A 26,113-nucleotide genomic window follows, 5' to 3' on the forward strand; every position below is an offset into this window, starting at 1 on the left:
GATTGAATTTCTTTTTCTTGTGTATTTTGTTTTGACGTTACAACTGTTTATCAAATAAAATTTGAGCAAGTTTTTCTTTGTCTTCTTCGCGTAAGATTTCACCGCCTGGCAATGTTGTTGGATCAATATCAAAGAGTGATCTCATTATTTTTGCCCAAAAACTGGTGTTGAATACATAGTCATCTTTTATAAAATCACTGTGCATGATAATTGCATATTCAATTCCTATAAAAGCACGCACTTTAGCTCCAAAACCTAATGATCCGCCAGTGGCAAATCCGCCTCCAGCTTCATTGTGCATGGAAAGTGTAATGTCTTTCCATTTGCTTACATAATTGATTGCCATTACCAGAACCATATCTTTAATTCTAGCATCTACTGTAGATAATGATGTTGCATTCGATTTGTAGAAACCTGTTCTGTTTCCAATTTCTACTGCAGTCATATTTAAGAGTGTATAGAATACTTGCGCTGCTGGTGCTCTGTTTGCTAATATTGTTGTCAATGCGGCATCATTGTAAAGCGTAATCGCATAATCTATTCTTTCATCTAGTGATTTTCCATTTTCAAGGAACGTTTCTAATTTTTTAAATAGAATTGCTAATTCAGAAGTATCGGGTGATTCTTCTATGGCGACTCCAATTTGCACCATGATTGCCAATGATTTTACTGCTTTGATATAGTCTTCTCCACGAATCGTATAGTTGAGATCTAGATACGAGTTGACATTTACTGTCCGGATACTTTTTCCTCCAATATATTTCGATTTGACTTCATGCCATCTTTCTCCAACAATGCGTTGTGCTCTTAGCATGGAACGATATTTTCTTTTTACATATCCAAGGTTGAATCGTTTCTTAAATTCTGCGCCATCTAATTGGTTTAAAACATTTTGCAAACTATCTCCAAAGTTGTATGATGGATGCACATAAACTCCTGGTTTAATAGTAGATGGATCCACTCCTCCAATGATGGTATCTATGACACCATTCATATCGAAATTGTATGTTGCTTCATACCCATATTCTAAATAGCGATCTAAATCGCCTGCAAAATTGTAGATAGAAATGATTTTTTTACTTTGATTGATTAGATTGTTAAATGTAAAATCGAAATTACTTGTATCATTATCTGTTACTTGATCTGCGATGTTGTAAATGATTCCTACTTTGATTCCCAATCCTTGATTTAGTAAGAACCCTGGAAGTATTGGAATTCCAATCATACCTTTACTTAGAGACGTAAAAAACTCTCCATGCAATTGTCCTTCACCAAATGCAAATGCTTTTACTTCTAGCGGAATTCGTGTTCCATCGGCGCGCATACATTTCTGGTAATCACTGCCTACATAGTATTTCACATCTATATCAAATCCAAATCCAAATTCGCCATTTATTCCAGCTCCAGCTGATAAAGCAGCTCCCGAAAGTAAGGATGGAAATTTGATTGCATTTAGGTATTTATTATCTACATTGGATGTTTGCCAATCAGGCATGTCATTCGTATTTCCATATTGAAAACCAATAGAAGCTTGTGCGCCCGCACTTCCATAGATACCAGTATATACCTTCAGTTTGGTCATATAATTCCAAATATCTAGATTGAAATTATCTGCTGCTCTATAAAAGGCAAAAGGTGCTGTTATTGGTAATAAAGCGCCAACTCCTGCGTACATCATAGCTCCTAATCCTCTTGATAGTGGATCTCTTCCTGTAATAGGAATTTCAAATTCTACTAATGCGGTTACTTTTTGTTGTAATTGAGCCGAAGCACCAATTGCAGCACCAATTCCAGGTCGTTTTCGTTTTCTGTTATTTCCTCCAGACCAATAGCCAAATCCAGCTTCCGTTCCTACATCTGCTCCAAGACGCAATTCTCCGTAAGCACTAATTTTAATAATATGTGTGTTGGGATTCTCTGTATCTTGTCGCCACATAGAAACATCTCCTACAAAATCGGCTCCAATAAAAGCATAGGTAGCGCCTAACTCAACTTTGAATCGAGCTCCAAGTGATCTGGCTGGAAACATGGCTTCAATAGCATATTCGGATAGTTGTACGACCGGATCATCTACCGGAAGTGCATCCGTGTATACTTGATCGACCATTCGCCATAAACTCTCGGCACATTGTCGTGATGGAACCCACATAAAGTAGTTTCCAGTATCCTGTAATAATACTTCTATTTTTTGACCATCTGGCAAACCATTGTTGATATAATTATATCCGCCACTAGGATCTTTTGCAATTACATAGTCTATAAATTCTTGATAGAGACTAGTTGGTGTGGTTCCTGATGACAACAGTATATCCATATCTAGATATGCGGAATCATGATCTGTTTTGGTAAAGAACTTTTTGCCTGCTTTTGGATAAATACTTCGCTTGTCATTACCGTGACCATCATTTTGTGGATCAGGATTGTTGGCATAAATCAATAGATTTAAACAAAAACGAAAATATGCTGAATCTTCAACTAATGTTCCATGCGTATTGGTAAAAGTAACGACACTGTCTGGATTTCCAGGTAATGGATTTCCATCTGTATCATAGTTTGCAGGATCTGTTGGGTCAAAAGCTTCTCCATCTGAATTGATTGGATAAATTTTCACCTCATCATAGTAGTTTTCTTGTATGATGCTTTTTAACTGTTGATTAGAGAATTCAGTCAACGTTTGTCCTACTGGTTTTGCTGGGATTCTATACAGTTTTGAGTACATATCTGGCATTGGTGCTTTGTACTGTTCTCCAGGTCCTGGAGTTTCCCAATATTCCCATATGTATGCTGCTTCAATATGTCCTTCAATAGATACGTTGCTTGTGTAAGCTTTCGTCAGTTCATCTTTTCCTGCTGCTGTTTGAATATTTTTATTTGCAGATATTACGATGACTTGGTACCATCCTGCTGCAGTAGCTGGATGCTTTCGTAATACATGAACGATATCACCTTTTTTAAGCCTTAGTTTTATTTTATTGCTATCAGGTATCGGTTCACTGTATAATGGCACATAGTCTACACCTGAGTATGTATTTGATATTACGGTGTCTTTGTTAATGTATTCTGCAAGTCCGTAATTGATGATAGTTCCTCCATTAATTTCATCATATCCACCAATTCTATTGAGTGCATTGTCTAATTCTTTGACAGTTTTTCTTCCAACAATTCCATCGGCTTCTGCTGCCAATTCGGCGGTGTTTTCTTGAAAGTAATTTACAAGCCATTCAGTGATTGGGGCAAATTCTCCGACAAATGTTGGTCCGAAATCCGACTGTCCCCATTTTAAACTTAACGCTGCATCTTTTGCTTGCGGGCTTACTCCGTTCATTTCTGGAATTACTGTAAACAGTGCTATATGCAATATACGTACTGCTTCTGTGTTATTGTCTCGTCCCAATTTCAAAGAAGCTCCTTTCCCCATGTTGATGAGGGTTAATGTTCTATTGTTTTTTAACAATACGGAGCTTAATGGCGTTTGATCGTCTGGGTAAAATGCGGCTTCTTGAACCAAAGCATTTTGCGCTGCTGTTTCTGTTATATATATTGCCATTAGAAAGTAGTTTTATAAGTACTTGATGATTTTTTACGATCATCTGTTATTTTCGTGTAAATAAAAATGTCAGTAATGACATGTTTTTCCTCCAATGCTCCTGAATTTTCAATCATTCCTTTTAGCATTAGTCTATATCTTCCTATGATGGTATTTGCAGATTGTTTATCGTGCAAACTACTGTAGCGAACTCCCAAATAAACTCTGAATTTATTGTTGGCTCCGAAGTGTGTATCTTTTAATATTTTTAATGCTTCAAACTGATCTTTTGTAATGGTAATACAATCGAAGTATTCAAAATCTAATTCAAAGTCAACTCCATCATTGATACTGTTGTTTTCCAGATAAAATAATAAGCTTGGTGTCGCTGGATTTGAAGTGTAACTTGTAACATTTCCGTTGATATCAAACATTAAATCTTTGTAGTTAACAGTACCAACATCTTGCTTTTGAAGTGTTACATTTAAGTCTCTTTTGGTCAGTCCGAACAGAAAATCTGCCTGTTGCGGAATGGTAAAGGAAGTTAAGTTTGTAATTTCTCGCTCATTGTTTGTACGCGCCGATTCATAGATATCTTTTTCATTGATGTATGCAAAAAAGGTCAAGTTGTTATCATCTTCAGCAACTCCAACTTTAGGCACATATCGCTGATCGTAGTAATATCCATACGTTCCTGAAGTAATAAAAGCATTTTCAGAAGAATACAAGCGGACAGAAACTCTTCCAGATTCATGCGGAAAGACTTGCTTCATTTCAAAAATTGGAAACATTAAGTCTAAAATATGATTGTCATATCGCAAAAGAGAATTTTCTAAGTTACTATCTATTGGTGGATCTACAGGATTGATTACTTTTCTCGGGATGATTCCTTTGAAAGGATGAGAAGGAATAAAATCAATGAACAATTTTATGTTGTAATATCCACTTATAGGACCGTTATCCGTATTTTCGAAGAGTATTTTTACGGTAGTATTGTCGTATTTGACTTTACCAATATATACAGGATCATCTCCTGCATTGATATAGTCATCATAGTTTAACAACTCCATCGGCTTTAAAAAGTTTTCACCTTCATAATTTGCATCTGACGGAAAGTCATCATACACATCGAGTAAACTTTTCCCATATACCAAAATAGAACGTTCTTTTATATGTCCTTTGGACCTGTTTTTCCATTCCACTCCAGAATCAGTATTGTAAGGAGTTGCCACATTATACGTTGGATAGATTGCCGCCAGACTTCCTACTAAGTTTAGGAATGATAAGTAATACGGAATTCGTCCATTTGGTTGTCCCGGTATGGGACCACTTTGTGAAAATATTGGCCATCTGTGTGGCGTGTAATATAACGGCAAACCAGTATTGGTCGGATTGGAATCAAATCCGCCTAAAATATGGTGACTTAACGCTACTACTGGACTCGTATGTAATGACTCGTAAAAGAAATTGTTATAATAGTTATATGAATATCCAGTTTGATGACGGATATCTATATAAATTTTATTTTTGTTGTTGAATTCTTGAAGCGTCTCTACAATGTCTAATTCGTCTGCAAATGTGCTAGAAGTGGCACTGAAACCAAAAAGAGTTTTGCCAATCATTCTCGAAAAATTGCCATAAAAAGCGGCAGCATCAAAGTAGTTTAATACTTGCTCTCTATAGTATTTTTTTTCCAAGTTGTTATAACTTGAAATGTCTAATACGTGTTCTTCTGAGGTTCTAAGAATACCCATTGTGGCTTCAAAACCTATGCGATCGCCAATTATTTCAAATCCTGAGAGATTTGTGTTACTAAATTCTCCTAGAATAGCACCTGCTTCTACGATTGACAATTGAAATGTTATGTCGTTCGGTTCTTTAAAGAAGATTTCTTCTAAGAATACATCATCAGTAACATAATCATCTGAGGCAGGATCAGCGGAAGCTGAATATGAATATCCCAAATGCCGCGGAATTGCGGGATCATTGTCTGGATTTTGCGTATCTGTATTGAGACGCGCTTTGTTTTCGATAACAGCCGTTTTTATGTCAGGTGCTCCTGCAATAGGAGACGAAGCCAATATTTCGGGGAAGTCTGTGCCTGTATCAGGATTAGGGATAATGATAGAATCTTTCTTTATTCCTCTATAAATAAAGTAAGCTATACCATCATATTCCCAATCTACTGGGTTTACAGGTTTTAATGCAATATTGATCAAATTTGGATTTCCACTCGCCTCTTGTATGAGTACTAAAGACTTGCACGTGGCAATGGCAAAATTTTGACTTCCTGACGAAAATTTATGTGTGCTTTGCAGCCTGTATTTATTATCGTCTATTGCACCAAACTCCCTTTGATTTGATTGATCCTGATTTTCCCATGACTGTTTATCAGTAAAGAAAAAGAAGTTTTCCATGTTCGTTTATTTTTTTCAATTAAAGTATTGCATGAATGGACAGTTCATACCATTCACCGTGATCATTGGTGGTTGTATAGTTTTCTTGGGAGAAATAATTAGCTGTTAAAAAAAGCTAATTACAGATTAGAAAGGAGAGAATTTTAAATAACTAGATTGTTGTTATTCAACTCAAAGTTAGCAAAAAAACTTACTAAAAATTTACTTCAATTTTAAAAAATCTGTTATTTTCATGTTAATTTATTACCACTTTCGTGAGGAAATGAAAGTTTTTGTTAAAAAAATCAGTTTTTTAAACCAATAAAAGAAATTGTACTCCTTTTATCCATTCATATTTTCAACAAATAACCAAATAATTATTTAAAATTCTGATTTTTTAACTAGAAGCATCCTGTAGTTGCAGTATTTCATCAATATTTCACTAATACTTACAGTTTTATATTTAATTTCTTATCTTTAAGATTATTAATTTAAATCTTAAATCATGAAAAAAAAGAATCTCAAATCATTAAAGCTTAACAAAAAGTCTATTTCCAATTTTAATGAGGAAAAATTAAAAGGAGGACAGTCTATATCACAATGTAATTCACAATGTGGATACTCATGTGATGATAATTTATGTGGTAATTCTATTGAGCCATGGTGTATTAAAGGCGACCAATAAGAGTTCTTTACGTACCTACTATTAAAATTGCGAACTTCGGTTCGCTTTTTTTATGAATCTATTTTATATGGCAATCTGATAGGTTTTTAATGAATATCGTTTATGCTTACACTTTTCAATTGTTTTTACTATTTTTATGACAATGAAAAAGTCATTTTTTAAAATATTAGCGAAATTGAATAAACTGCTGCTGCCTTCTTTTTCCAAACGGCAATTGGATTTGAGTAAAGCTTCTAAATTTCAACTTGCCATTATAGGTTGGCGTTATTATGTCACAACCAATACTTTAGATTGAATAAAACCTGTATTACATGTGTATGACTTTATGTAAGTTGTAATTCATTATAAAAAAAGATTATATTTTTTAGAGTTTATTGTTTGTATTTATTGTAAAAACAAATATATTTGCACCCGCAATAAGCAATCGGCCTCGTAGCATAACTGAATAGTGCACTTGATTACGGCTCAAGAGGTTGCAGGTTTGAATCCTGCCGAGGTCACAACAAGCAAGAAACCACGTCAATTTGACGTGGTTCTTTGTTTTTAGTGCAAAGCCAAATAACGTTTGAGGTTTGTGATGAAAATAAAGAACTAGAGCGATAGCTCGTGGTTTCTTATTTGCAGCAGTGAGTTGCAAAGGATCACAAAGTAATCCTGCCGAGGTCACGAATAAATGGAAAGCAAGCTGAAATAAATAGCTTGCTTTTTTATTTTAGCTTGTTTTTTATTTTCAAAGCGGAGCTTTAAGGAAATAAAATCCTGCCGAGGTCACAACAAGCAAGAAACCACGTCAATTTGACGTGGTTCTTTGTTTTTAGTGCAAAGCCAAACAACGTTTGAGGTTTGTGATGAAAATGAAGAATTAGAGCGATAGCTCGTGGTTTCTTATTTGCAACAGTGAGTTGCAAAGGATCACAAAGTAATCCTGCCGAGGTCACAACAAGCAAAAAGCTCAACAAAATTTGTTGAGCCTTCTTTGTTTTTAGCTATTGCTTTATTACAATCTATATTTCATATTTTGATGTGTCTGAAATATCTTTATGTGTTAATTGATTAATTTACAATCAATTTTAGATTGGTAATTTTTCCATCTGACAGAGTTGCTTTAACAAGATAAATCCCTGTGTTTAAATGACCAACATCATACGTGATTTCTGTTTTTAAGTTTTTATTGAAATAAGTGCCAAGTTTTTTTCCTGATAAATCCCATATTTCAAATTGCTCAATTTTAGAACTAGTGATCGATGCAATAGTTACAAATCCATTCGCTGGGTTTGGGAATGCACGTACTAATTTTATATTACCATCGCTTTCAGTAGTATAATCAGCAATACTCAATGTAGAAGCATCAACATTTGTAATGTAAAGTTCAATTCCACTTCTATTATTTCTACCACTAAAATATAAATTATTTGCTGTCGACCCCAATTCAAGAATGGCATTGGTTCCTTCAAAACTTGAACTATTTAAAATATTTACGTTTATGTGTACTGCATCGGTTATATTATCATTAATCGCCCATATCTTTTTTGGATAACTTTCAGCTAAATATAATAAGTTATTGTTGTGGCACGTCATGTTTCGTATGTATGAGAAATCGGGGGTGTCTGATCCTGCTATTTGTATGGTGGTCACTCCGTCTGTTCTCCATAATTCTTCATCAAATCCAAAATTATCTTGTATTCCAAAATAAACAGCACCTCCACAGGTGATAATATTGTCAATATCTACATTAGTTATTGTCGGATGTGTAGCTCCATCATATAATAATGCTGTGCCAGCAACGGTTCCATCCGTTTTGTAAAATGATTTTCTCCCTGTAATAGGGTTTTTGGCAACAAAATACATGTCATTGTTTAATGTGGTTGTAAATTGTATGCTACTGTCTGAACCATCTCCAAATGATTGTAGATGACTTGTGCCTGCTGCAGTTCCATCAGAAACCCATAAATCATGAGGACCATAGGTAGTTCCTGATGTTTCGGCAACAATAATTAATTTATTATTGACAGCCGTGAGCACTCTCATATCATTTAAGTTTATTATTTTGAGCGTTCCAGCTTCGGTTCCATCTGTTGTCCATAAAGCCGTCCCTGTGTTGTCTGAAGCAATGAAGTAAATGGTATTGTTGAGCACTACAAAACTGCGCGGATAGCTGTGATTGCTTGCGCCGCCTGTATGAATATCTTTGATCATAAATGTACCTGCATCAGTTCCGTCACTTCTCCATAATTCGAAGCCGTTTACACCATCATTAGCATAAAAATATAAGATGTCGTTTATGACCGTAAATGGTTGCTTGTCATTAAAGTTGCGCATGCTACTTTGACTTCCAGGATTGATGTCTTTAACCATGACCGTTCCACTTTCAGTTCCGTCACTTTTCCACAATTCGTAACCGTTTACACCATTAATTGCGCTAAAAAATAAAGTGCCATTGATTTCTTTCATTTCAGAAAGATCATCTATACAGTTGCCTCCAGGATTGATATCTTTAACGAGCTGCGTACCACTTACAGTTCCATCACTTTTAAATAATTGATTCCCAGATTCAACGCCGCGCGCTCTAAAAAACAGATTTCCATTTATATCCGTAAATTTGGAAGGAAAACTACTGTCAGAATAGTTCATATCTGCAAAAAATGAGGTGCCTCCAATAGTTCCATCTGTACTCCACAATTCATTTCCGTATACGTCATTTTCCCCTGTAAGGATCGTCATATTATTAATGCTTATAAAATTTTCTTCTATGCCAGAAGAGTTGGTGTCTCTAACCGTAGATAGTTGAAATGTCCCCGCAGAGGAGCCATCACTTCCCCATAGCGTTCTAACAGAAGTGTTTGTACTTGTTGTGAAGAATAGAAGTTTATTATTGACTTCATCTACATGAAATTTTTCTATCCATACAGATAAGTTTCCAGGGTTGATGTCTTTCAATAGTGTCGTACCCACTTCGGTACCATCTGTTTTCCATATTTCAATTCCGTGCGTATTATCATTTGCCAAAAAATAGACTTCATTGTTATACGTTATATACCTACTACTCCCAGAAATGCTACTCGCACTTACACCATTTATATTACTGATCATTGAGGTTCCAGCTTCCGTTCCATCACTTTTCCAAAGTTCTAAACCATTGATTCCGTCATTAGCTTCAAAGATTAGTAGATTATTGAGTACGCTCCCTTTGAGTCTAAAGGCACTGGAACCTACACTAGCTCTGATATTTTTCACCATGACAGTTCCAGTTTCGGTTCCGTCACTTTTCCATAGTTCTAAACCATTGATACCATCGGTTGCGTAAAAATAGAAGTTGTTATTTAGGATTAAAAATTGATTTCCAGCATCTATTGATGAATTATTAGTATTGATATCTTTCACCATGACAGTTCCAGCTTCTGTGCCGTCACTTTTCCACAGTTCAAAACCATCTATACCGTTGGTAGCTCTAAAATAAAGTGCATTGTTAAAAATGAACAACTCACTAGGTATGCTACTTCCATTGGGACTTTGATTGATATCTTTGACCATGACGGTTCCAGCTTCTGTTCCATCACTCTTCCATAATTCTGTTCCATCAATATTATTGGTGGCAGTAAAATACAATGATCCGTTGAATGCTATTAGATCCGTTGGACCGTTATATTCACTATTGTCGTTGGGTCTTATGTCTTTCACCATGACAGTTCCGGCTTCTGTGCCATCACTTTTCCACAGTTCATTGCCGTTTACACCATCATACGCCGTAAAATAGAGAATGTCGTTTATAAGAACTAAAGAACTAGGATCTGATGAATTATCACCTGGTCTGATATCTTTCACCATGGAGATGCCAGATGGAGTTCCATCACAGTACCATAATTCTCGCCCAAAATCTTCAAAGAAACCATCGGTTGCCGTGAAGTAAAATCCTGATTGAAAAGGGGTAAGCTGTTGCGGGTGACTATCTTGATAAAAATTTAATTCTACCAAGGTTGCATCGGTAGTTTGGGCGATAGAAAGGTTGAAAATAAATAGTATAAAATACTTTAATAGGTAACTTTTTTTCATAATGGTTTTAATTTTTGATAAATATAATATTTTCTTACAATAATCGAATGTATACTATACGTATAGCATCAACTTAAAAAGTTACAAAACTGTTATTTTTACTTTTAAGACTACAAGATGGAATCAAAATTAGGCTGCAAAAAATAACCTGAAGAGAAGTAATACCAATTTACATTTAAAATGGTATTTTGGATACGAAGTTGCTTTGGCTGTATAGGGTGCTGTGAATGGTTTGCATAGCCTTAGCTACAAAGTATTCACAAAGAACTAAACTGCTAAATGAACGAGTTTATAAACATCATTTTATGTGTAAATTGGTATAATATAATAGGAATAAAAGCCCTAATTCCTTGAATTGACGTATATATATATATGGAATTCAGCCTAATTTTTAATGGTTGATCGAATTTACTTTTGATGTTGAAAAATATTCAAAAAGCTTGATCGTGATTTTTTCATTCCCGAAAAAGTTAAAAAAGCATGAAATGTTAAGGCAAAAAATAAACTTTAAATGTTTGAGTGAAACCGTACTGTGAAGAAATGTATTAAGCAATAAAGATGTTAGAAGGCGCTTTTGCCCATTCAGGAATTCTATTGAATCTTCGAATTTCTCTTTCATAGCGTAGTATTTTTTCAACCAAATTTGCATTGGTCGTAAGATAAATGTTCATTTTTTTTAAAATTGTAGTCACTTCTGTAATGTTTCCTTTGTACCATTCGGATAGCACCACCATTAACAAGCGTGAATGATTGTCTAAATATTTTTGCCTTCCCATTTCTATTCCTCTGATATTGTCAAACGCTTCAAATTTTTGTTGAAGTTGTAGCGACAGTATTCTGGAAGCTTTCGGAGAAGAATATACCAAATTACTCAGCGCTTCGTCTTGCAATCTTGGGGCGTACAAATGTGCTGAAATGAGCTTCCCGTTTTTCCAATCGTCATGCAATGGTGTGCCTGGATAGATGCGAATGCCTACATTGTAATAAAAGAGAATTCCTTTTTATTAAAGATTTTTAACAATAAATTACACACTAATTGCTTGAATTAAAACTTTCCTAAAAAATAGCTATGATTCCTTGGGAAACTTCGCCTTAATCGAATCCAAACACAAATTGTGAATGCTTCCTTCGTGCGTATGCTTTTTAGAACTTTCCGCAGAATAAGTTCCATCTTCTACTTGCTTTCCAATAGTTTGATACGCTTCTCTAAACGAAACACCATCCACAACGAGATTGTTGATGCTATCCACGGTTGAAAGATATTTGTATTTTTCATCTGTGAAATCAATCTTTTTGAGTTGTACCTGTTGAATGGAATGATTGAAAATTTCCAGCACAGCTTTCATGTCTGAAAACGCTAAAATTATATGTTCTTTTAACAATTGGAAATCTCTATGATAACCACTTGGCAAATTATTAGTGATGAGCACCATTTCCGTATACAACGCTTGAATCTTATTGCATTTCCCACGAATCAACTCAAAAACATCTGGATTTTTTTTATGTGGCATAATGCTGCTTCCCGTCGTTAGTGCATCTGGAAAAGTAATGAAATCAAAGTTTTGACTCATGTACAAACAAATATCCATGGCAAATCGCGCTAAGGTGTTTGCCAAACTTCCCAATGCCATCGCCACGGTTCGTTCGCTTTTTCCTCTGCTCATTTGTGCGGCAACCACATTGTATTTTAACGTTGAAAAACCTAATTCAGCAGTTGTAAAAGTTCGATCAATCGGAAACGAACTTCCATACCCTGCCGCCGATCCCAACGGATTTTGATCTACGGTTTTTAAGGCTGCTTGCAATACATACACATCGTCAATTAACAATTCTGCATACGCCGAAAACCACAATCCGAACGAAGAAGGCATCGCGACTTGTAAGTGTGTGTACCCAGGCAATAAAGCGTCTTTGTGTGTTGCTGCCAATTGCAAAAGTGTGTCAAAAAAAGTCTCCGTTTGCTCTATAATGCTGTGTAAATGATCTTTGTAAAACAGTTGCAACGCCACCAAAACCTGATCGTTTCGCGAACGTGCTGTGTGAATCTTTTTTCCCACTTCGCCATAGGCTTTTGTGAGCTCATATTCAATTTTTGAATGCACGTCTTCAAACTGTGCTTCTATTGCAAAAGTACCATCATCTAATTGTTGTTGTAATGTTTCCAATCCTGTGGTGAGTTGTTGCAATTCTTCCACAGAAATGATCTGAATTTTTTCCAGCATTTTCGCATGCGCCAACGAAGCTTGCACATCATACTTCGCAATGTGTATGTCAATTTCACGATCGTTTCCTACCGTAAATGCTTCTATTTTTTTATCAATCGTACTTCCTTTATCCCAAAGTTTCATATATCTTCTCTTTTGTATTCCTGCGAAGGCAGGAATCTGTTTTTAGTCGTTAGTATGAAGTATGAAGATTTTCATGGAAACTTCTCAATACTCATTTCTCAAAACTATCGTTACACAATTCTACTTAATAATTCTATATAAATTTTCACGCCTTCCTCAATTTCATACAAATAAATAAATTCATCTGCAGTGTGTGAACGCGTACTGTTTCCTGGACCTAATTTTAAGGACGGACACGACAATGCTGCTTGATCGGATAACGTTGGCGAACCATAGGTTTCTCTCCCCAAAGCGATTCCTGCTTGCACCAACGGATGCTCTTTTGGAATGGAAGACGAGTTTAAACGCAGACTTCTTGGAATAATTTCCGAACACGGTGATGCTGCTTGAAGAATATCCGCAATTTCTTCGTTAGAATATGCATCATTTACCCGAACATCTACGACTAATTTTACGTTTGCAGGTACCGCATTGTGCTGTTTTCCTGCGTTGATTTGTGTCACAGTCATTTTTACATCGCCCAACACCGCAGATTTTTTTTCAAAAGTATATTCTTGAAACCACTTTAAAACATCAATGGTGTTGTAAATGGCATTGTCATCATTTGGATGTGCTGCGTGACTCGGCGTTCCTTTGACAGTAGCGTCAAAAACGACCAATCCTTTTTCTGCGATTGCCAATTGCATCAAGGTTGGTTCGCCCACAATTGCTACGTCAATTTTTGGAATGATGGACAACATACTGTTCAAACCATTTTCGCCGCTGCTTTCCTCTTCTGCGGAAGCGACCATCACTAAATTATACGCCAAATTCGGTTGCTTGTAATAGTAGGTAAACGTTGCTATGAGCGAGACCAAACAGCCGCCTGCATCATTGCTGCCCAAACCGTATAATTTTCCATTTTCCACAATGGCTTCAAACGGATTTTTGGTGTAACCGTTATTCGGTTTTACCGTGTCGTGATGCGAATTGAGCAACAATGTCGGTTTGCTTTCATCAAAATGTAAATTGGCCGCCCAAATATTATTATTGGATCTTTTAAAAGGAATTTCATGTTCTTGAAACCAATTTTCGATATGTGCAGCTGTGCCTTCTTCTTCCGAAGAAAACGATGGCGTTTCAATGAGTTTTTTTAATAAGTTGATTGCCTTATTTGTGAGTTCCGTATGATTCATTTTTGAATGATTGTATGTGTTATATTTTTGTTTAAAAGCATTGCTGATGTTCCAATATGGACTTTTTTCACATGATGATCAATCGCATGAAAACAGTTGGTGAGTTTTGGCAACATGCCATCAGCAATGATGTTTTCTTTGAGTAATTGTTGATAGTTTTTAGTATCAATCGTTTCAATAACAGAATCGTCTTGATTAATATCTTTTAAAACGCCGTTTTTTTCGAAGCAATAGTACAATTCTGTCATATACGTTTCCGCAAAAGCAATCGCCAATTCAGAAGCGACCGTGTCTGCATTGGTGTTGAGTAATTGTCCATTCGCGTCATGCGTAATAGCACAAAAAACAGGCGTAATTCCATGATTTAACAACAATTGCAAGTGTGTGGTGTTTACTTTTTTGATATCGCCCACATAACCGTAGTTGATATCCTTTACAGGTCGTTTTTCAGCTACAATACTATTGCCGTCTGCTCCAGAAAATCCCATTGCATTGGTGCTTTTTGCTTGTAGTTTTGCGACGATCGTTGTATTAATTTTTCCTGAATATACCATTGTGATAATGTCTAAAGTTTCTGCATTTGTAATACGTCTTCCATCGTTCATTTGAACTTCAATATTCATCTGTTTTGCCAATGCTGTCGCTAATTTTCCACCGCCGTGTACTAAAATTTTCGGGGAAGCTATCTGCGAAAAATCGTTCAAAAACGCATCTAACGCACCTTCGTCATTCAACACGTGACCGCCAATTTTTACAATTTTTAGAGTTTCCATACTTACAAATTTTCTAAGATTTTTTTCAATACAATTTGTGCCGAATATACTCTGTTTCCCGATTGTTGAATGACGATGGAGTTTTTACTGTCCAACACCGCATCTTCCACAACAACGTTTCTTCGCACAGGCAAACAATGCATAAATTTTGCCTTTCTTAGTTTGTCTTTTGTCAGCATCCAATTGGCATCTTGATGCAACACTTTTCCATACGATTCGTAACTGCTCCAATTTTTTGCATACACAAAATCTGCATGTTGCAACGCTTCTTTTTGATCGTACTGAATAGGAACATTTTTCGTGATTTCTGAATTCAGTTCATAGCCCTTTGGATGTGTAATGCTAAAATCTACGGCAACTTGCTGCATCATTTTTACAAACGAATTTGCCACTGCTTGCGGCAACGCTTTTGGATGTGGCGCCCACGACAACACCACTTTCGGCTTTTGCTTCGTTTTCAATTCGGCAATCGTCATCGCATCTGTGAGTGCTTGCAGCGGATGCATCGTCGCACTTTCCATGTTGACAATGGGGACTGTAGCATATTTGACAAAACTATTCAAAATCCACTCAGAAGCATCTTTTTTCTTGTCTTGCAAACTCGGAAATGCTCTCACCGCAATGATATCTGCATATTGCGAAATGACTTGTGCCGCTTCTTTGATATGTTCTGGAGCTTCTAAATTCATCACTGTTCCTTCTTCAAATTCCAAATTCCATGCGTTGTTTACGTTTAAAATCATGGTGTTCATACCTAAGTTTTTCGCAGCTTTTTCAGTACTTAAACGCGTTCGCAAACTAGCATTAAAAAAGAGTAATACTATGGTTTTGTGCTTCCCTAAAGTTTCGTATGCAAACGGATTTGCCTTCAACTCCAACGCTTCTGTGATCGTTTGGGGAATGCTTTCTAAATCGTATATGTTTGTGAACTGCTTCATGTGTATTTCCCACGAAAGTGGCATCATTTTAATTAAACTTTTTTGCTTCCAACACCTTGTGCAACGCGTTGAATAATTGTGCAATATGTTTTTTGGTAATGGTCAACGGCGGCAATATGCGCAACACATTCGGATTGGCGGCGCTTCCTGTGAAAATATGGTGTTTGTAAATCAACTCTTTGCGCAAATCTGCTATCGGAAAATCAAATTCCAATCCCAACATTAAACCTCTTCCCTTGGTTTTTTTGAGTTGTGGCAATTTTTTCGCTTCCGCGAGAAAGTACTCGGAAATGATTGCCACATGTTGCATTAATTGTTGTGCTTCTATCACTTTTAATACTGCGAGCGATGCGCTACACGCCAAGTGATTTCCACCAAAAGTGGTTCCCAACAAACCGTAGGAAGCTTTGATTTTTGGGTGAATTAAAATTCCGCCCACAGGAAAACCATTGCCCATGCCTTTTGCCATCGAAATAATATCGGGCGTAATAAGATGTTTTTGAAACGAAAAGAAATCGCCCGTTCTACCAAAACCTGCCTGCACTTCGTCCGCAATGAGAATTGTGTTGTATTTTTTACAGAGAATGTCCAATCCTTGATAAAATGCTGTTGTGCTTTCGTCCAAACCGCCAACACCTTGAATGCATTCTACAATGACGGCACAGGTTGTATTTTTTTTCAACACCGTTTCTACTGCTTCTAAATCGCCCAAATCCACAAAATGCACGTTCTGTTGCGCATTGATTGGTGCTACAATTTTAGCATTATCCGTTGCCGCCACTGCTGCTGAGGTTCTTCCATGAAACGCATTTTTAAACGCAAGAATGTCTGTTTTATGCGTATGAAAAGAAGCCAATTTGAGTGCATTTTCGTTTGCTTCTGCTCCAGAATTGCACATAAATAATTGATAGCCTTTGCAGTTTGACATGCGTGTTAAGGTGTCTGCTAATTTTTTTTGCAACGGATTTTCAATCGAATTGCTGTAAAAGCCTATTTTTTGTACTTGATTCGTAAGTGCTTCCACATATTTCGGATGCGAATGTCCGATCGAAATCACGGCATGACCGCCATATAAATCGAGATATTTGGTGTTTTTTTCATCATACACAAATACATCTTCTGCCGAAACAGGCGTGATGTCAAAAACTGGATATACATTGAATACACTCATGATTGTCAGCGTTTTAAAAATACGTAGCTTTGAGTTGCAATCCTTCGGTTTCTGGAAAGTCGAACATCAAATTCATGTTCTGCACGGCTTGCCCTGAAGCACCTTTTAAAAGATTGTCAATACTACTTGTGATTAGTAATTTATTTTCGTGTTTGTGAAGATGCAATAGACATTTATTGGTGTTCACCACTTGCTTTAAATGCACTTGATTGGAGCTCACAAACGTAAACGCGGCATCTTTGTAAAAGTCTGTATACAATTTTTCGGCGGCTTCCAAACTGTCTTCAAATTTGGTGTATGCGGTGGCGAAAATACCTCTGCTAAAGTTTCCTCTATTTGGCATAAAGTTGATCTCGGAAGTAAAATCGTTTTGCAATTGTTGCATTGTTTGATGAATTTCGCCCAAATGCTGATGCGTGAACGGTTTGTAATAGGAAAAATTATTATCTCTCCACGTAAAATGCGTTGTTTTGGATAAGGAAGTTCCTGCACCTGTCGCGCCTGTTACGGCATTGATATGCACATCATGTTGCAACAATTTGTGATGTACCAATGGCAACAACGCTAACTGAATTGCCGTTGCAAAACATCCTGGATTCGCGATGTATTGTGCTTTTTTGATCGCTTCTTTTTGCAATTCTGGCAATCCGTATACAAACGATAATTTTTCAAATTGTTGATCGTTTTTCAGTCTAAAATCATTGCTTAAATCTATAATTTTCGTGTTTTTTGAAAAGGTATGTTGTGTTAGAAATGCTTTCGAATTTCCATGTCCCAAGCATAAAAAAACCACATCCACGTCAAGATTGATCGTATTTGTAAACGACTTATTTGTAGCACCTATCAAATCTTGATGAACATCGCTAATTTTATTGCCTGCATTGGAAGTACTGTACACAAAATTGATGTTTACCTTCGCGTGATGCAGCAACAATCTAATGAGTTCTCCTGCGGTATAACCCGCGCCACCTATAATTCCGACTTCGATCATTTTGTTGCGTTTACTTGTTGATATATTTTGTTTTGATTCCCCAAGATTTTGATGAATCCTTTCGCTTCGTCAGCGGTCCAACCTGAGTTCATTTCGCCATAGCTTCCAAATTTTGCTTGCATCAAATCGTGTTCCGACTGAATTCCGTCTAGTGTAAAATGATAGGGTTTTAGCGTGATGAAAACGTCTCCTGAAACGTTTGCCTGACTGCTTTGTAAAAAACTTTCCATATCACGCATGACAGGATCTAAGTATTGTCCTTCATGCAAATGCATTCCGTAGAAATTGGACAAGTATTCTTTGTGTTGCAATTGCCATTTCGTCAGCGTATGCTTCTCTAATAAATGATGCGCTTTGATGCAAATGATCGCGGCAGCAGCTTCAAATCCGACTCTTCCTTTGATGCCGACAATTGTATCTCCGACATGAATATCTCTTCCTATAGCAAACGCAGAAGCTAAGTTATTTAGCTCTTCAATATTTTTTGCTGGCAAATTTTCTTGTCCGTTCACGGCGACCAATTCCCCTTTTGAAAAGGTAAGTTTCACTTTTTCTGCTTCTTGTTTTTTTATTTGTGATGGATAGGCTTCTTCAGGCAAAGCTTTGTGAGAAGTTAAGGTTTCTTCGCCACCAACACTTGTTCCCCAAAGTCCTTTGTTGATGGAGTATTTTGCTTTTTCCCAAGATGCATCTACGCCATTGGCTTTTAGATAGTTGATTTCTTCATCACGTGATAATTGCTGATCCCTGATGGGTGTGATGATTTCAATTTCTGGCGCCAATGTTTGAAAAATCATGTCAAATCGCACTTGATCGTTTCCTGCGCCTGTACTTCCGTGAGCAATGTATTTGGCATCAATACTTTTGGAGTATTCAATGATTTCAATGGCTTGCACAATACGTTCTGCACTTACAGAAAGTGGATAGGTATTGTTTTTTAGTACATTTCCAAAGATGAGATATTTTACTACTTTTTCATAAAAAGTGGTCACAGCATCAATGTTTTTATAAGTGGAAACGCCCATTTGGTATGCGTTTTCTTCTATGGTTTGTATTTCTTTTGGTGTAAATCCGCCCGTATTGACACTGACTGCGTGGACTTCAAACTGCAAATCTTGACTTAAATGTACCGCGCAATACGACGTATCTAATCCGCCACTATAGGCAAGTACTAATTTTTTAGGATTCTTCATTTTTTATCTTTTTTTAAGAACAGGGTTTGTTTGATGCTTTTTAATCTTTGAAACACCTTTGCTTTTACTTTTGTTTTTTGTTTAGATTCGCTTGAGTTTGGATCGTACAACATGCCTGTACACAAGCACATTTTTTGTTGTGTCCGTTTTAATACATCAAAGTTTTTACAGGTTTGACAGCCATTCCAAAAGGATTGATCTTCCGTCAATTCTGAAAAGGTTACAGGTTTATAGCCTAACTCACTGTTGAGTTTCATCACGGCGAGTCCTGTGGTAATACTAAACACTTTTGCCTTGGGAAATTTGGTTCTGGAATGTTCAAATATTTTCTTTTTGATGCGTTTGGCAATGCCTTTTCCTCTGTAATCGGGATGAACAATGAGTCCTGAATTTGCCACGAATTTTCCGTGACTCCACGCTTCTATGTAACAGAAGCCTACAAATTTTTCGCCATCCAACGCAATGACGGCATTTCCCTGCTCCATTTTAGAGATGACATACGCTGGATTTCGCTTCGCGATTCCTGTTCCTCTAACTTGAGCTGCTAGTAAAATAGTTTCACAAATAGTTTCAGCATATATACTATGCGAACTGTTAGCTATGACAATTTCCATTGTGCTTATGTATAAATGATTAAAAAAGTTATGTTTTGATGTATTTTGAAAAGAAGAACCGGACGCACCTAAGTTCCCAACAAGTAGCTACCCTTACGGGCGGCGTGTTAAAAAGCGGCGTACGGGAATAGTGTTATTGATGTCAATAACGGTACTTTGATAAAATGATATGGATAAATAATGATTCAAGAAATACAAATAAAATAGTGATACAGATAGTGAGTTGCTAACTAAAGGAATTAACAGCGGCAGCGGCGCAAGCGCAGCATGGGTGATTTTGTCTGTATTTTATTTTGTGTAATCATTAGTATAAAACTACAAATTATTGTGATACGCGCTACATTAAAAATAATTTCACTTGAAGTTTTATAGATATGCTTATAAATTAAGGTTTAAAATGTGATATTCTTAAAAAACAACTGCTTTTTTAGTAATTATTCTACTTTCGGATGATGTATTGATGGTTGCTACTTTTTCCAAGTACCGCCGTAGCGATAGTTTTTAGTGTCTTTTTTTACTTGTAACAAGCAATCTTCACAGACAAAAACCCATGCTTTGGGCAGTTTGTATTGGATTCTATACATGGTTGAAAAGTCTTTTTTGCAGACATCGCAGTATTTGATTCGCACTTTTTCGGTTTTTGGATATTGCAAAAATAACCAATAAATATTAGGTTTGATAGCAATTTTTGTTGTTACTCAACTTTAAATTTTAAAGGTTTTATTTCACCAAAACACGCTGGATTCGGCTTACTGCTTGGATCATTGAAGAAAGCATTCGCGACTTCCATTCCGCACGGATTGCTCCAATTGGTTGTTACGGTGTGTTTCCAACCTTTGAAAGTAACATGATAGCTGTTCGGAAATTTTTTCTGCAGTTGTGAAGCCCATTTTACAGGCGTTTCACTGTCGTATTCGCCACTTAATACTAATACAGGCACATCACTTTGTACGGCTTTATTTTCAATAGCCTTTGCTGATTGTACACTCCAAATGTCACAGATATTCGATTCAAATACCATCGGCGATAATCCTTTGACTTCTGGATAGTTGGTTTTCTCGGAAGCAATGACTGTTTTTGTAGCAAACGGATATTCTTCCGCGCACCAAACCGATAAACGCATGCCAATCCCTGAACCTGTGAATTGTGTTGGCTTTTGAAATAAACTCGCTAATTGTGCTTTTACTGAACTTAGATCATTGTTTAGTATTTTTTGAATTTCATGAGGTACGTTTGCAACCGAATTTGAGTTAGAAATTGTAAAAACCGTGATTAAATCTTTGCCTTGCAGATAAAAAGTTGCAGGTTTTCCCGTATTCGGATTTACGACCTCAACTGCTAACGGATTTTCGGTTTTGTCTTGTAAATACTGAAAGAATCTGTTTTTTAAGTTTGGATAATTCGCTGCACATTTTTCATCAGTTTCACAATCAGATAGTAGTTTTTCGACAACTTCCATCAAATTGGCAACACTTTCTTCATCATAGTTCACGGCAAGTGGCAATGGCGAATCCATCACAACGCTCCTGATGTGTGTTGAATAATCGCGAAGCAAGACTTGTGCAATTTTCGTGCTGTACGAAATGGTTAAAAGATTGTATGATTCTATATTCAAAACCTTTCGCAAGTCTTCTATGTCAGCCGCAGTAGCATTGGTATTGTAATGATTGAGCTGAATTCCTTTTGCAGTCAATCGTTCTCTACAACGCGTTGCCGCATTTTCAAATAGACTATCGCGTTCTGTTTCCTTGAAATCGGGAAGATTTGACACATACACTGCTTCTGACCATTCGGGACAGTCTAAATGTGGCTGCGCATGTTGTGTGCCGCGCTGTTCAAATAAAATGAAATCTCTATCGTCTAAATACTGATAATAGTTCATGTATTGCGCCGAACGCATGGTAGAACTTCCAGGACCGCCAACCGTGTAAATGATGGGATCTTTTTTTGGATTTTTACTTCTGCTTTTAAAGATATAGACAGGCAGTTTAATTGTATTTCCAGCAGGATTTTCACGATTTTCCAATACTTCTACATAGCCAAACGTATAGTTTTGTCCTTCAGGAATTGTATGCGTTGTCGTTGCCGATTCTGTAAATGTTGGCGTGAAAACAACGTTCGTTTCCTTCTTCCCGCAAGAAAATAATGACAATAGTAATAAAAAGAGTAAATAATTTTTCAACATCTTAATTGGTTTGTTTTGTGGCTGTCCAAACAGCTAAAAATGCTCTTCCAATGGCATGTGTGCTTCCGTACAGTTTTCCATTTTTATAGTAAAAAGACGTGTTGTATTCGCCAGAATTGTCTCCTGAAACTAGCGCGCCATAAATGATTCCTGTTTGCGTATTGATGCGTCCTTCGCGAATGCGTACACCATCACGATAAAAAGATCCTTTTAATTCGTTGTTGTTGACTTTTGTGATGATCATCTTGGCAAAATTTGCATCTGTTGTGTTTTCTGGACTCATGTCTAGTTGCCACTCGCCTATTAAAACATTCGTGTCTATTTTTTCAGATTGTGCTTGCAATTGTACGGAAATCGTTAGTATGATACAACATACGAATACTTGTATTGTTTTCATGTGTGTGATTTTTTAAAGTTGGTACAAACCTAGTTGTTTATAGGCTTCAAATCGTTTCAACTTGCGAATTGAAACCCTTTTTGTGAAAATTTGAAGCGTCAATTGTGGAATTGAAACCTTATTTCTGAAATTTTAATTCGCTTGGAGAAATGCCTAGTTGTTTTTTGATGGCGCGATTGAACGAGGATTTGGAATTGAAACCAGCTTCCATTGCCAAACTTAGTAAGGTATATTTTGAATTGTCTTCGTTTGCGAGTAACGATTGTACTTCTTTGACTCTGTATTCGTTGACATAATCATTGAAACGTTTGTTACATACTTCGCTCAGACTTTTTGAAATTAAGTACGGTTTTATGTTTAATTGTTTCCCCAGACTTTGCACGGAAAGTTCTTGATCTTTATAGAGTTTGTCTTCTTGCATTGCCGCTTCAAGCCGTTTGGAAATTTCTTTGAGTTTTTCAGAAGTTTCTATCGGAATTACTTTTTTGAGCGTTAATTCTGGATCGTTTCTTCTGGAGAAACCTTCCATTCCAATCCAATAGGTTAAAATGGCAATTCCTACAAAAAACGGATAGTAATAAAAACGCGTAAAGTAGAAATATGAACCTTCGTTGGAAGATGAAAACACGATTAAATCTACCAGTAATACACTTAAAACCAACGTAAAGTATATTAGAAACGAACGGATGATTCGTTTGATCCACGTGAGTTTGGTTTCTTGGATTTCGAAATTTTCTCCAACAATGTTTAAGAGTTTTTGTGATTTGTATGCATAGAAAATGATTAGCAAACTTGCTACAATGTAAATCGTCGGATTGTTCATCCAAACTACGTAACCGTAATACCCTAACCACGTTAAACTTTCGCGTGTACCGTCCCAATATAGGTTTTGCATGCGCACAAAAATGCTAATCCCAATCTGTAAGATAACTGGCAAAAAGTGTATCCAATCGGACTTTTTGATGCGAAAATTGGGTTGTGTTTGCGCTTTTACATAGAAATATAACAACGCACCGTGAATCCAGCTGAGGTCAATCATAACGTAATACCAACTGTCGTAATATCCCAATCCGAAAAGTCTGAGAATTTGCACCAATAAACGATACGAAAGCAAGCATAAAATCGTCGCTAGAATGCGATTGGCAATTTTGTTGTGTGTGTTCGATTTGAATAAAATACTTCCAAAAATCACACCTTGTACTGCGCCTACAGCTAATAAGAGAACGATAAAGACAGTACTGATTTCCATGTTTGTTGTTCGAGGGTTTTAGTTGGCTTCAAGATAGATAATTCTCTCTAGAAACAAAATGAGAAGCATTGAAAACTCTTGAAAAGCGAAAAGCCAGCTGTTTCCAGCTGACCTTCCTATTGGATTGAGTTAGTAAAAATATGCGTATTCTTATTTTTGAAAAATAAAAACAGCCATCTTTATTTTGTAAGTGTGTGTGTTTTTAGTGCAAAATCTTTATGTCCTGTTTGCCAAAATGCAAAGGACAACATGTCTTGCAATTCCGTACTGCGTTTTTCTGAACTCGCATCAAAACCATGACCACTTTTAAAATCGACATTGAATATGATTGGCGAATTTGCGCCATTATATTGTATCATTTTTGCTGCAAATTTTCCAGGTTGCCATGCAGGAACACGTGTATCATTCATTCCTGCCGTTAGTAATACAGCAGGATATTTTTCTCCTTTTTTGATGTGTTGATACGCGTCCATTTCCAGTAAATATTCAAATTCGTTCGCGTCTTTTACAGTTCCGTATTCTTTGATGCCGTTGAGTCCGTTGGGCGTGTTTTCAGAACGCAACGTGTTTAGTTTCCCAACGCGTACAATGGCTGCGGCATATAAATCGGGACGTTCGGTAATGGCGCGTCCAATGAGAATTCCGCCTGCACTGGAACTCCACGCGGCAATTTTTTCAGGTTTTGTATAGTTTTGATCTATGAGATATTCTGTACAGGCAATAAAATCTTTCCATGTATTGGGTTTCGTTTTTTTGAATCCTGCTTTGTGCCATGTATCGCCTTTTTCGCCACCGCCGCGTACATGCGTTACTGCGTAAATTCCGCCTTTGTCAATCCATTGCATCATCAGCGGATCAACTTCTGGTGTGAGCGAAAATGCATAGGTTCCATAACCGCGCATAAGCACAGGATTGTTTCCGTTTTTTTGTCGGTCTTTGTGATAGATAATTGAAAGTGGAATTAATTCACCATCATGTGATGGTACTTCTACTTCTTCTACAATAATATCGTCGTAATTTTTATTGTTTTTGGATGGATAGAGACTTTCTTCAACAAAAGTATTGTCTGCTGCATTGTATTTGTAGCGTACTTCATGGGTCGTCCAACCACTGATTTCAATCCATAAATCTTCATAATCGTGTCCTTTGGAAAGCAAATAGATTGCGCCTGCTGGTTTTGGAATTGGAATTTCTTGAATGTTTCCTTCTTGCAATTTGTACAGTTTGGAAGCTACGCCATTTTTCGTTTTCACAAAGAATAGTCCTTGTTTCGTCATCACAAAATCAGAAATGGTTGCTTGCGGATCTTCCGCTACTAATACTTCAGGATTTTGCACATTTGGGTTTTGAAGCGAAGTTTTGCATATTTTGAAATTGGAAGCCTTGTTGGCAGTTATAAAAAACACCTCATCTTCAATCACATAAAAAAACGGCACTTTGTCTTCTTGTGTAAATAATGGTTTCCACGTAATTTTTTTGTTGTATAAATTGCGGTATTCTGTAACGTAATATTCGTAATATGCACTTGCACCAGAAACATTACTAAATAAATATTTGTCCGTTGGATTTTGCAAAAATACCTCTGGAAAATCACCAGAATTCATCTGAATTTCGGGATTGTTTTTTTTGGAAAAATACACGTTTCGCTGTTGCGGATTGCTTCCGATCGTATACAAAACCGTTTCAATATTTTTTAGATATTCATCTTCATCTTGATTTGTTTCTGGAATGTATTCATAGAAAAAACCGCTATCATCTGCCAGCCATCGTACACCGCCTAATGCTGCTGGCCAAGCATTTTGGATAACCTGCGGATGCATTTTTTTGGTTTTTGTGTTGAGAATGATCATTTCTGAGATTTCTTCGTCGTTTTTGGATAGACTAATGACTATGTTACTATTGTCCCAACTTGGGTTGAAATAGTTGATATAATATGTATTGTTGGATGTTGTTTGATAGTTTTCTGGATTGAAAACCAAGATTTCTTTTCCATCTATTTTGTGTCTGGAATACAGTTTTGCAGTAGTTTCGTGGGTAGTTTTCTTTAAATAGTAATAATGATCGTCGTTGGTAAATGTAAGCTCGGAAATGGAAATGTTTGAAGCATTGTTTTCTGTTTGAAACTTTTCGCGTCCACTGATATTTTGCAAAATGTTTTGTGCGTATTGTGCTTCTTTTTTGTACCAATCGAGAATGGTGGAATCTTTCATGTTTTCCAACGGTCGGAATGGATCTGCAATTTCTTCCCCATGATATGTTTCAGTAGTGTTATTTTGAATATTCGTTGGTACTGTTCGTTGGAACGAAGATTCTTTTGTACAGCTTATCAGAATGATACAAATGATACCTAGCAATTTTTTTATCATAGCATTGCGAATTGATAAGTGCACAAATCTTGGTAAAGGATTTGCACACTTTTAGC

At 36.6% G+C, this 26,113-nt stretch carries 18 protein-coding genes and 1 tRNA gene; 3 read left to right on the plus strand and 16 right to left on the minus strand.

All coding sequences use genetic code 11. From position 1 onward, the window contains the following. Positions 1–37: 37 nt before the first annotated feature. Both KORDIASMS9_RS21850 and KORDIASMS9_RS21855 read right to left on the minus strand, forming a co-directional pair. Positions 38–3,547, minus strand: a complete 3,510-nt coding sequence (locus KORDIASMS9_RS21850; protein ID WP_114904891.1) for a hypothetical protein — start codon at positions 3,545–3,547, stop codon at positions 38–40. Continuing rightward, positions 3,547–5,943, minus strand: coding sequence for a hypothetical protein (locus KORDIASMS9_RS21855; RefSeq protein WP_114904892.1), 2,397 nt, complete (start codon positions 5,941–5,943; stop codon positions 3,547–3,549). Before KORDIASMS9_RS21855 ends, KORDIASMS9_RS21850 begins: the two co-directional genes overlap by 1 nt. A gap of 484 nt (positions 5,944–6,427) precedes the next feature. Between KORDIASMS9_RS21855 and KORDIASMS9_RS21860 the strand changes: the two genes are divergently transcribed. The 3 genes from KORDIASMS9_RS21860 to KORDIASMS9_RS21870 all read left to right on the plus strand — a co-directional run bounded on the left by KORDIASMS9_RS21860 (position 6,428) and on the right by KORDIASMS9_RS21870 (position 7,107). After that, positions 6,428–6,607 (plus strand): hypothetical protein, encoded by a 180-nt coding sequence (locus tag KORDIASMS9_RS21860; RefSeq protein ID WP_114904893.1) that lies wholly within the window; start codon positions 6,428–6,430, stop codon positions 6,605–6,607. Positions 6,608–6,749: 142 nt separating this feature from the next. Further along, complete coding sequence (locus tag KORDIASMS9_RS23900) at positions 6,750–6,902, plus strand: SsrA-binding protein (RefSeq protein WP_114904894.1); 153 nt, start codon at positions 6,750–6,752, stop codon at positions 6,900–6,902. A 131-nt stretch (positions 6,903–7,033) separates the two neighbouring features. Beyond that, positions 7,034–7,107: transfer RNA gene (locus KORDIASMS9_RS21870), tRNA-Arg, on the plus strand. A gap of 553 nt (positions 7,108–7,660) precedes the next feature. Here KORDIASMS9_RS21870 and KORDIASMS9_RS21875 read toward each other — a convergent pair. The 14 genes from KORDIASMS9_RS21875 to KORDIASMS9_RS21945 form a co-directional block, all read right to left on the minus strand. Continuing rightward, on the minus strand, positions 7,661–10,657 hold the full coding sequence (locus tag KORDIASMS9_RS21875; protein ID WP_114904895.1) for an ELWxxDGT repeat protein: 2,997 nt from the start codon (positions 10,655–10,657) through the stop codon (positions 7,661–7,663). Positions 10,658–11,202: 545 nt separating this feature from the next. Further along, a complete protein-coding gene (locus KORDIASMS9_RS21880; RefSeq protein ID WP_114904896.1) occupies positions 11,203–11,604 on the minus strand; it encodes a hypothetical protein in 402 nt (133 codons plus the stop codon). Between the two features lie 120 nt (positions 11,605–11,724). Continuing rightward, positions 11,725–13,005 (minus strand): argininosuccinate lyase, encoded by a 1,281-nt coding sequence (gene argH, locus KORDIASMS9_RS21885; RefSeq protein ID WP_114904897.1) that lies wholly within the window; start codon positions 13,003–13,005, stop codon positions 11,725–11,727. A 110-nt stretch (positions 13,006–13,115) separates the two neighbouring features. Beyond that, positions 13,116–14,180, minus strand: a complete 1,065-nt coding sequence (locus KORDIASMS9_RS21890; RefSeq protein ID WP_114904898.1) for a M20 family metallo-hydrolase — start codon at positions 14,178–14,180, stop codon at positions 13,116–13,118. Further along, a complete protein-coding gene (gene argB, locus KORDIASMS9_RS21895; RefSeq protein ID WP_114904899.1) occupies positions 14,177–14,953 on the minus strand; it encodes an acetylglutamate kinase in 777 nt (258 codons plus the stop codon). The genes KORDIASMS9_RS21890 and argB overlap by 4 nt, the downstream gene beginning before the upstream one ends. A gap of 2 nt (positions 14,954–14,955) precedes the next feature. Further along, on the minus strand, positions 14,956–15,891 hold the full coding sequence (locus KORDIASMS9_RS21900) for an N-acetylornithine carbamoyltransferase (RefSeq protein ID WP_114905328.1): 936 nt from the start codon (positions 15,889–15,891) through the stop codon (positions 14,956–14,958). Between the two features lie 28 nt (positions 15,892–15,919). Then, positions 15,920–17,062 (minus strand): aspartate aminotransferase family protein, encoded by a 1,143-nt coding sequence (locus KORDIASMS9_RS21905; protein ID WP_114904900.1) that lies wholly within the window; start codon positions 17,060–17,062, stop codon positions 15,920–15,922. A gap of 13 nt (positions 17,063–17,075) precedes the next feature. Then, positions 17,076–18,053, minus strand: coding sequence for an N-acetyl-gamma-glutamyl-phosphate reductase (gene argC, locus KORDIASMS9_RS21910; protein ID WP_114904901.1), 978 nt, complete (start codon positions 18,051–18,053; stop codon positions 17,076–17,078). Further along, positions 18,050–19,246, minus strand: a complete 1,197-nt coding sequence (locus tag KORDIASMS9_RS21915; RefSeq protein ID WP_114904902.1) for an argininosuccinate synthase — start codon at positions 19,244–19,246, stop codon at positions 18,050–18,052. Before KORDIASMS9_RS21915 ends, argC begins: the two co-directional genes overlap by 4 nt. Continuing rightward, the gene (locus tag KORDIASMS9_RS21920; RefSeq protein WP_114904903.1) at positions 19,243–19,860 is read right to left on the minus strand and encodes a GNAT family N-acetyltransferase; all 618 of its coding nucleotides are present in this window, start codon (positions 19,858–19,860) and stop codon (positions 19,243–19,245) included. Before KORDIASMS9_RS21920 ends, KORDIASMS9_RS21915 begins: the two co-directional genes overlap by 4 nt. Before the next feature lie 694 nt (positions 19,861–20,554). Then, positions 20,555–22,045 (minus strand): alpha/beta fold hydrolase, encoded by a 1,491-nt coding sequence (locus KORDIASMS9_RS21930; RefSeq protein WP_114904905.1) that lies wholly within the window; start codon positions 22,043–22,045, stop codon positions 20,555–20,557. Position 22,046: 1 nt separating this feature from the next. Next, positions 22,047–22,442: a hypothetical protein gene (locus KORDIASMS9_RS21935; protein ID WP_114904906.1), complete on the minus strand. Its 396-nt coding sequence runs from the start codon at positions 22,440–22,442 to the stop codon at positions 22,047–22,049. A gap of 118 nt (positions 22,443–22,560) precedes the next feature. Continuing rightward, positions 22,561–23,691 (minus strand): AraC family transcriptional regulator, encoded by a 1,131-nt coding sequence (locus tag KORDIASMS9_RS21940; protein WP_114904907.1) that lies wholly within the window; start codon positions 23,689–23,691, stop codon positions 22,561–22,563. Between the two features lie 179 nt (positions 23,692–23,870). Beyond that, positions 23,871–26,057: a prolyl oligopeptidase family serine peptidase gene (locus KORDIASMS9_RS21945; RefSeq protein WP_114904908.1), complete on the minus strand. Its 2,187-nt coding sequence runs from the start codon at positions 26,055–26,057 to the stop codon at positions 23,871–23,873. Positions 26,058–26,113: the final 56 nt, after the last annotated feature.

It is taken from the genome of Kordia sp. SMS9, from assembly GCF_003352465.1.
Lineage (GTDB): Bacteria > Bacteroidota > Bacteroidia > Flavobacteriales > Flavobacteriaceae > Kordia.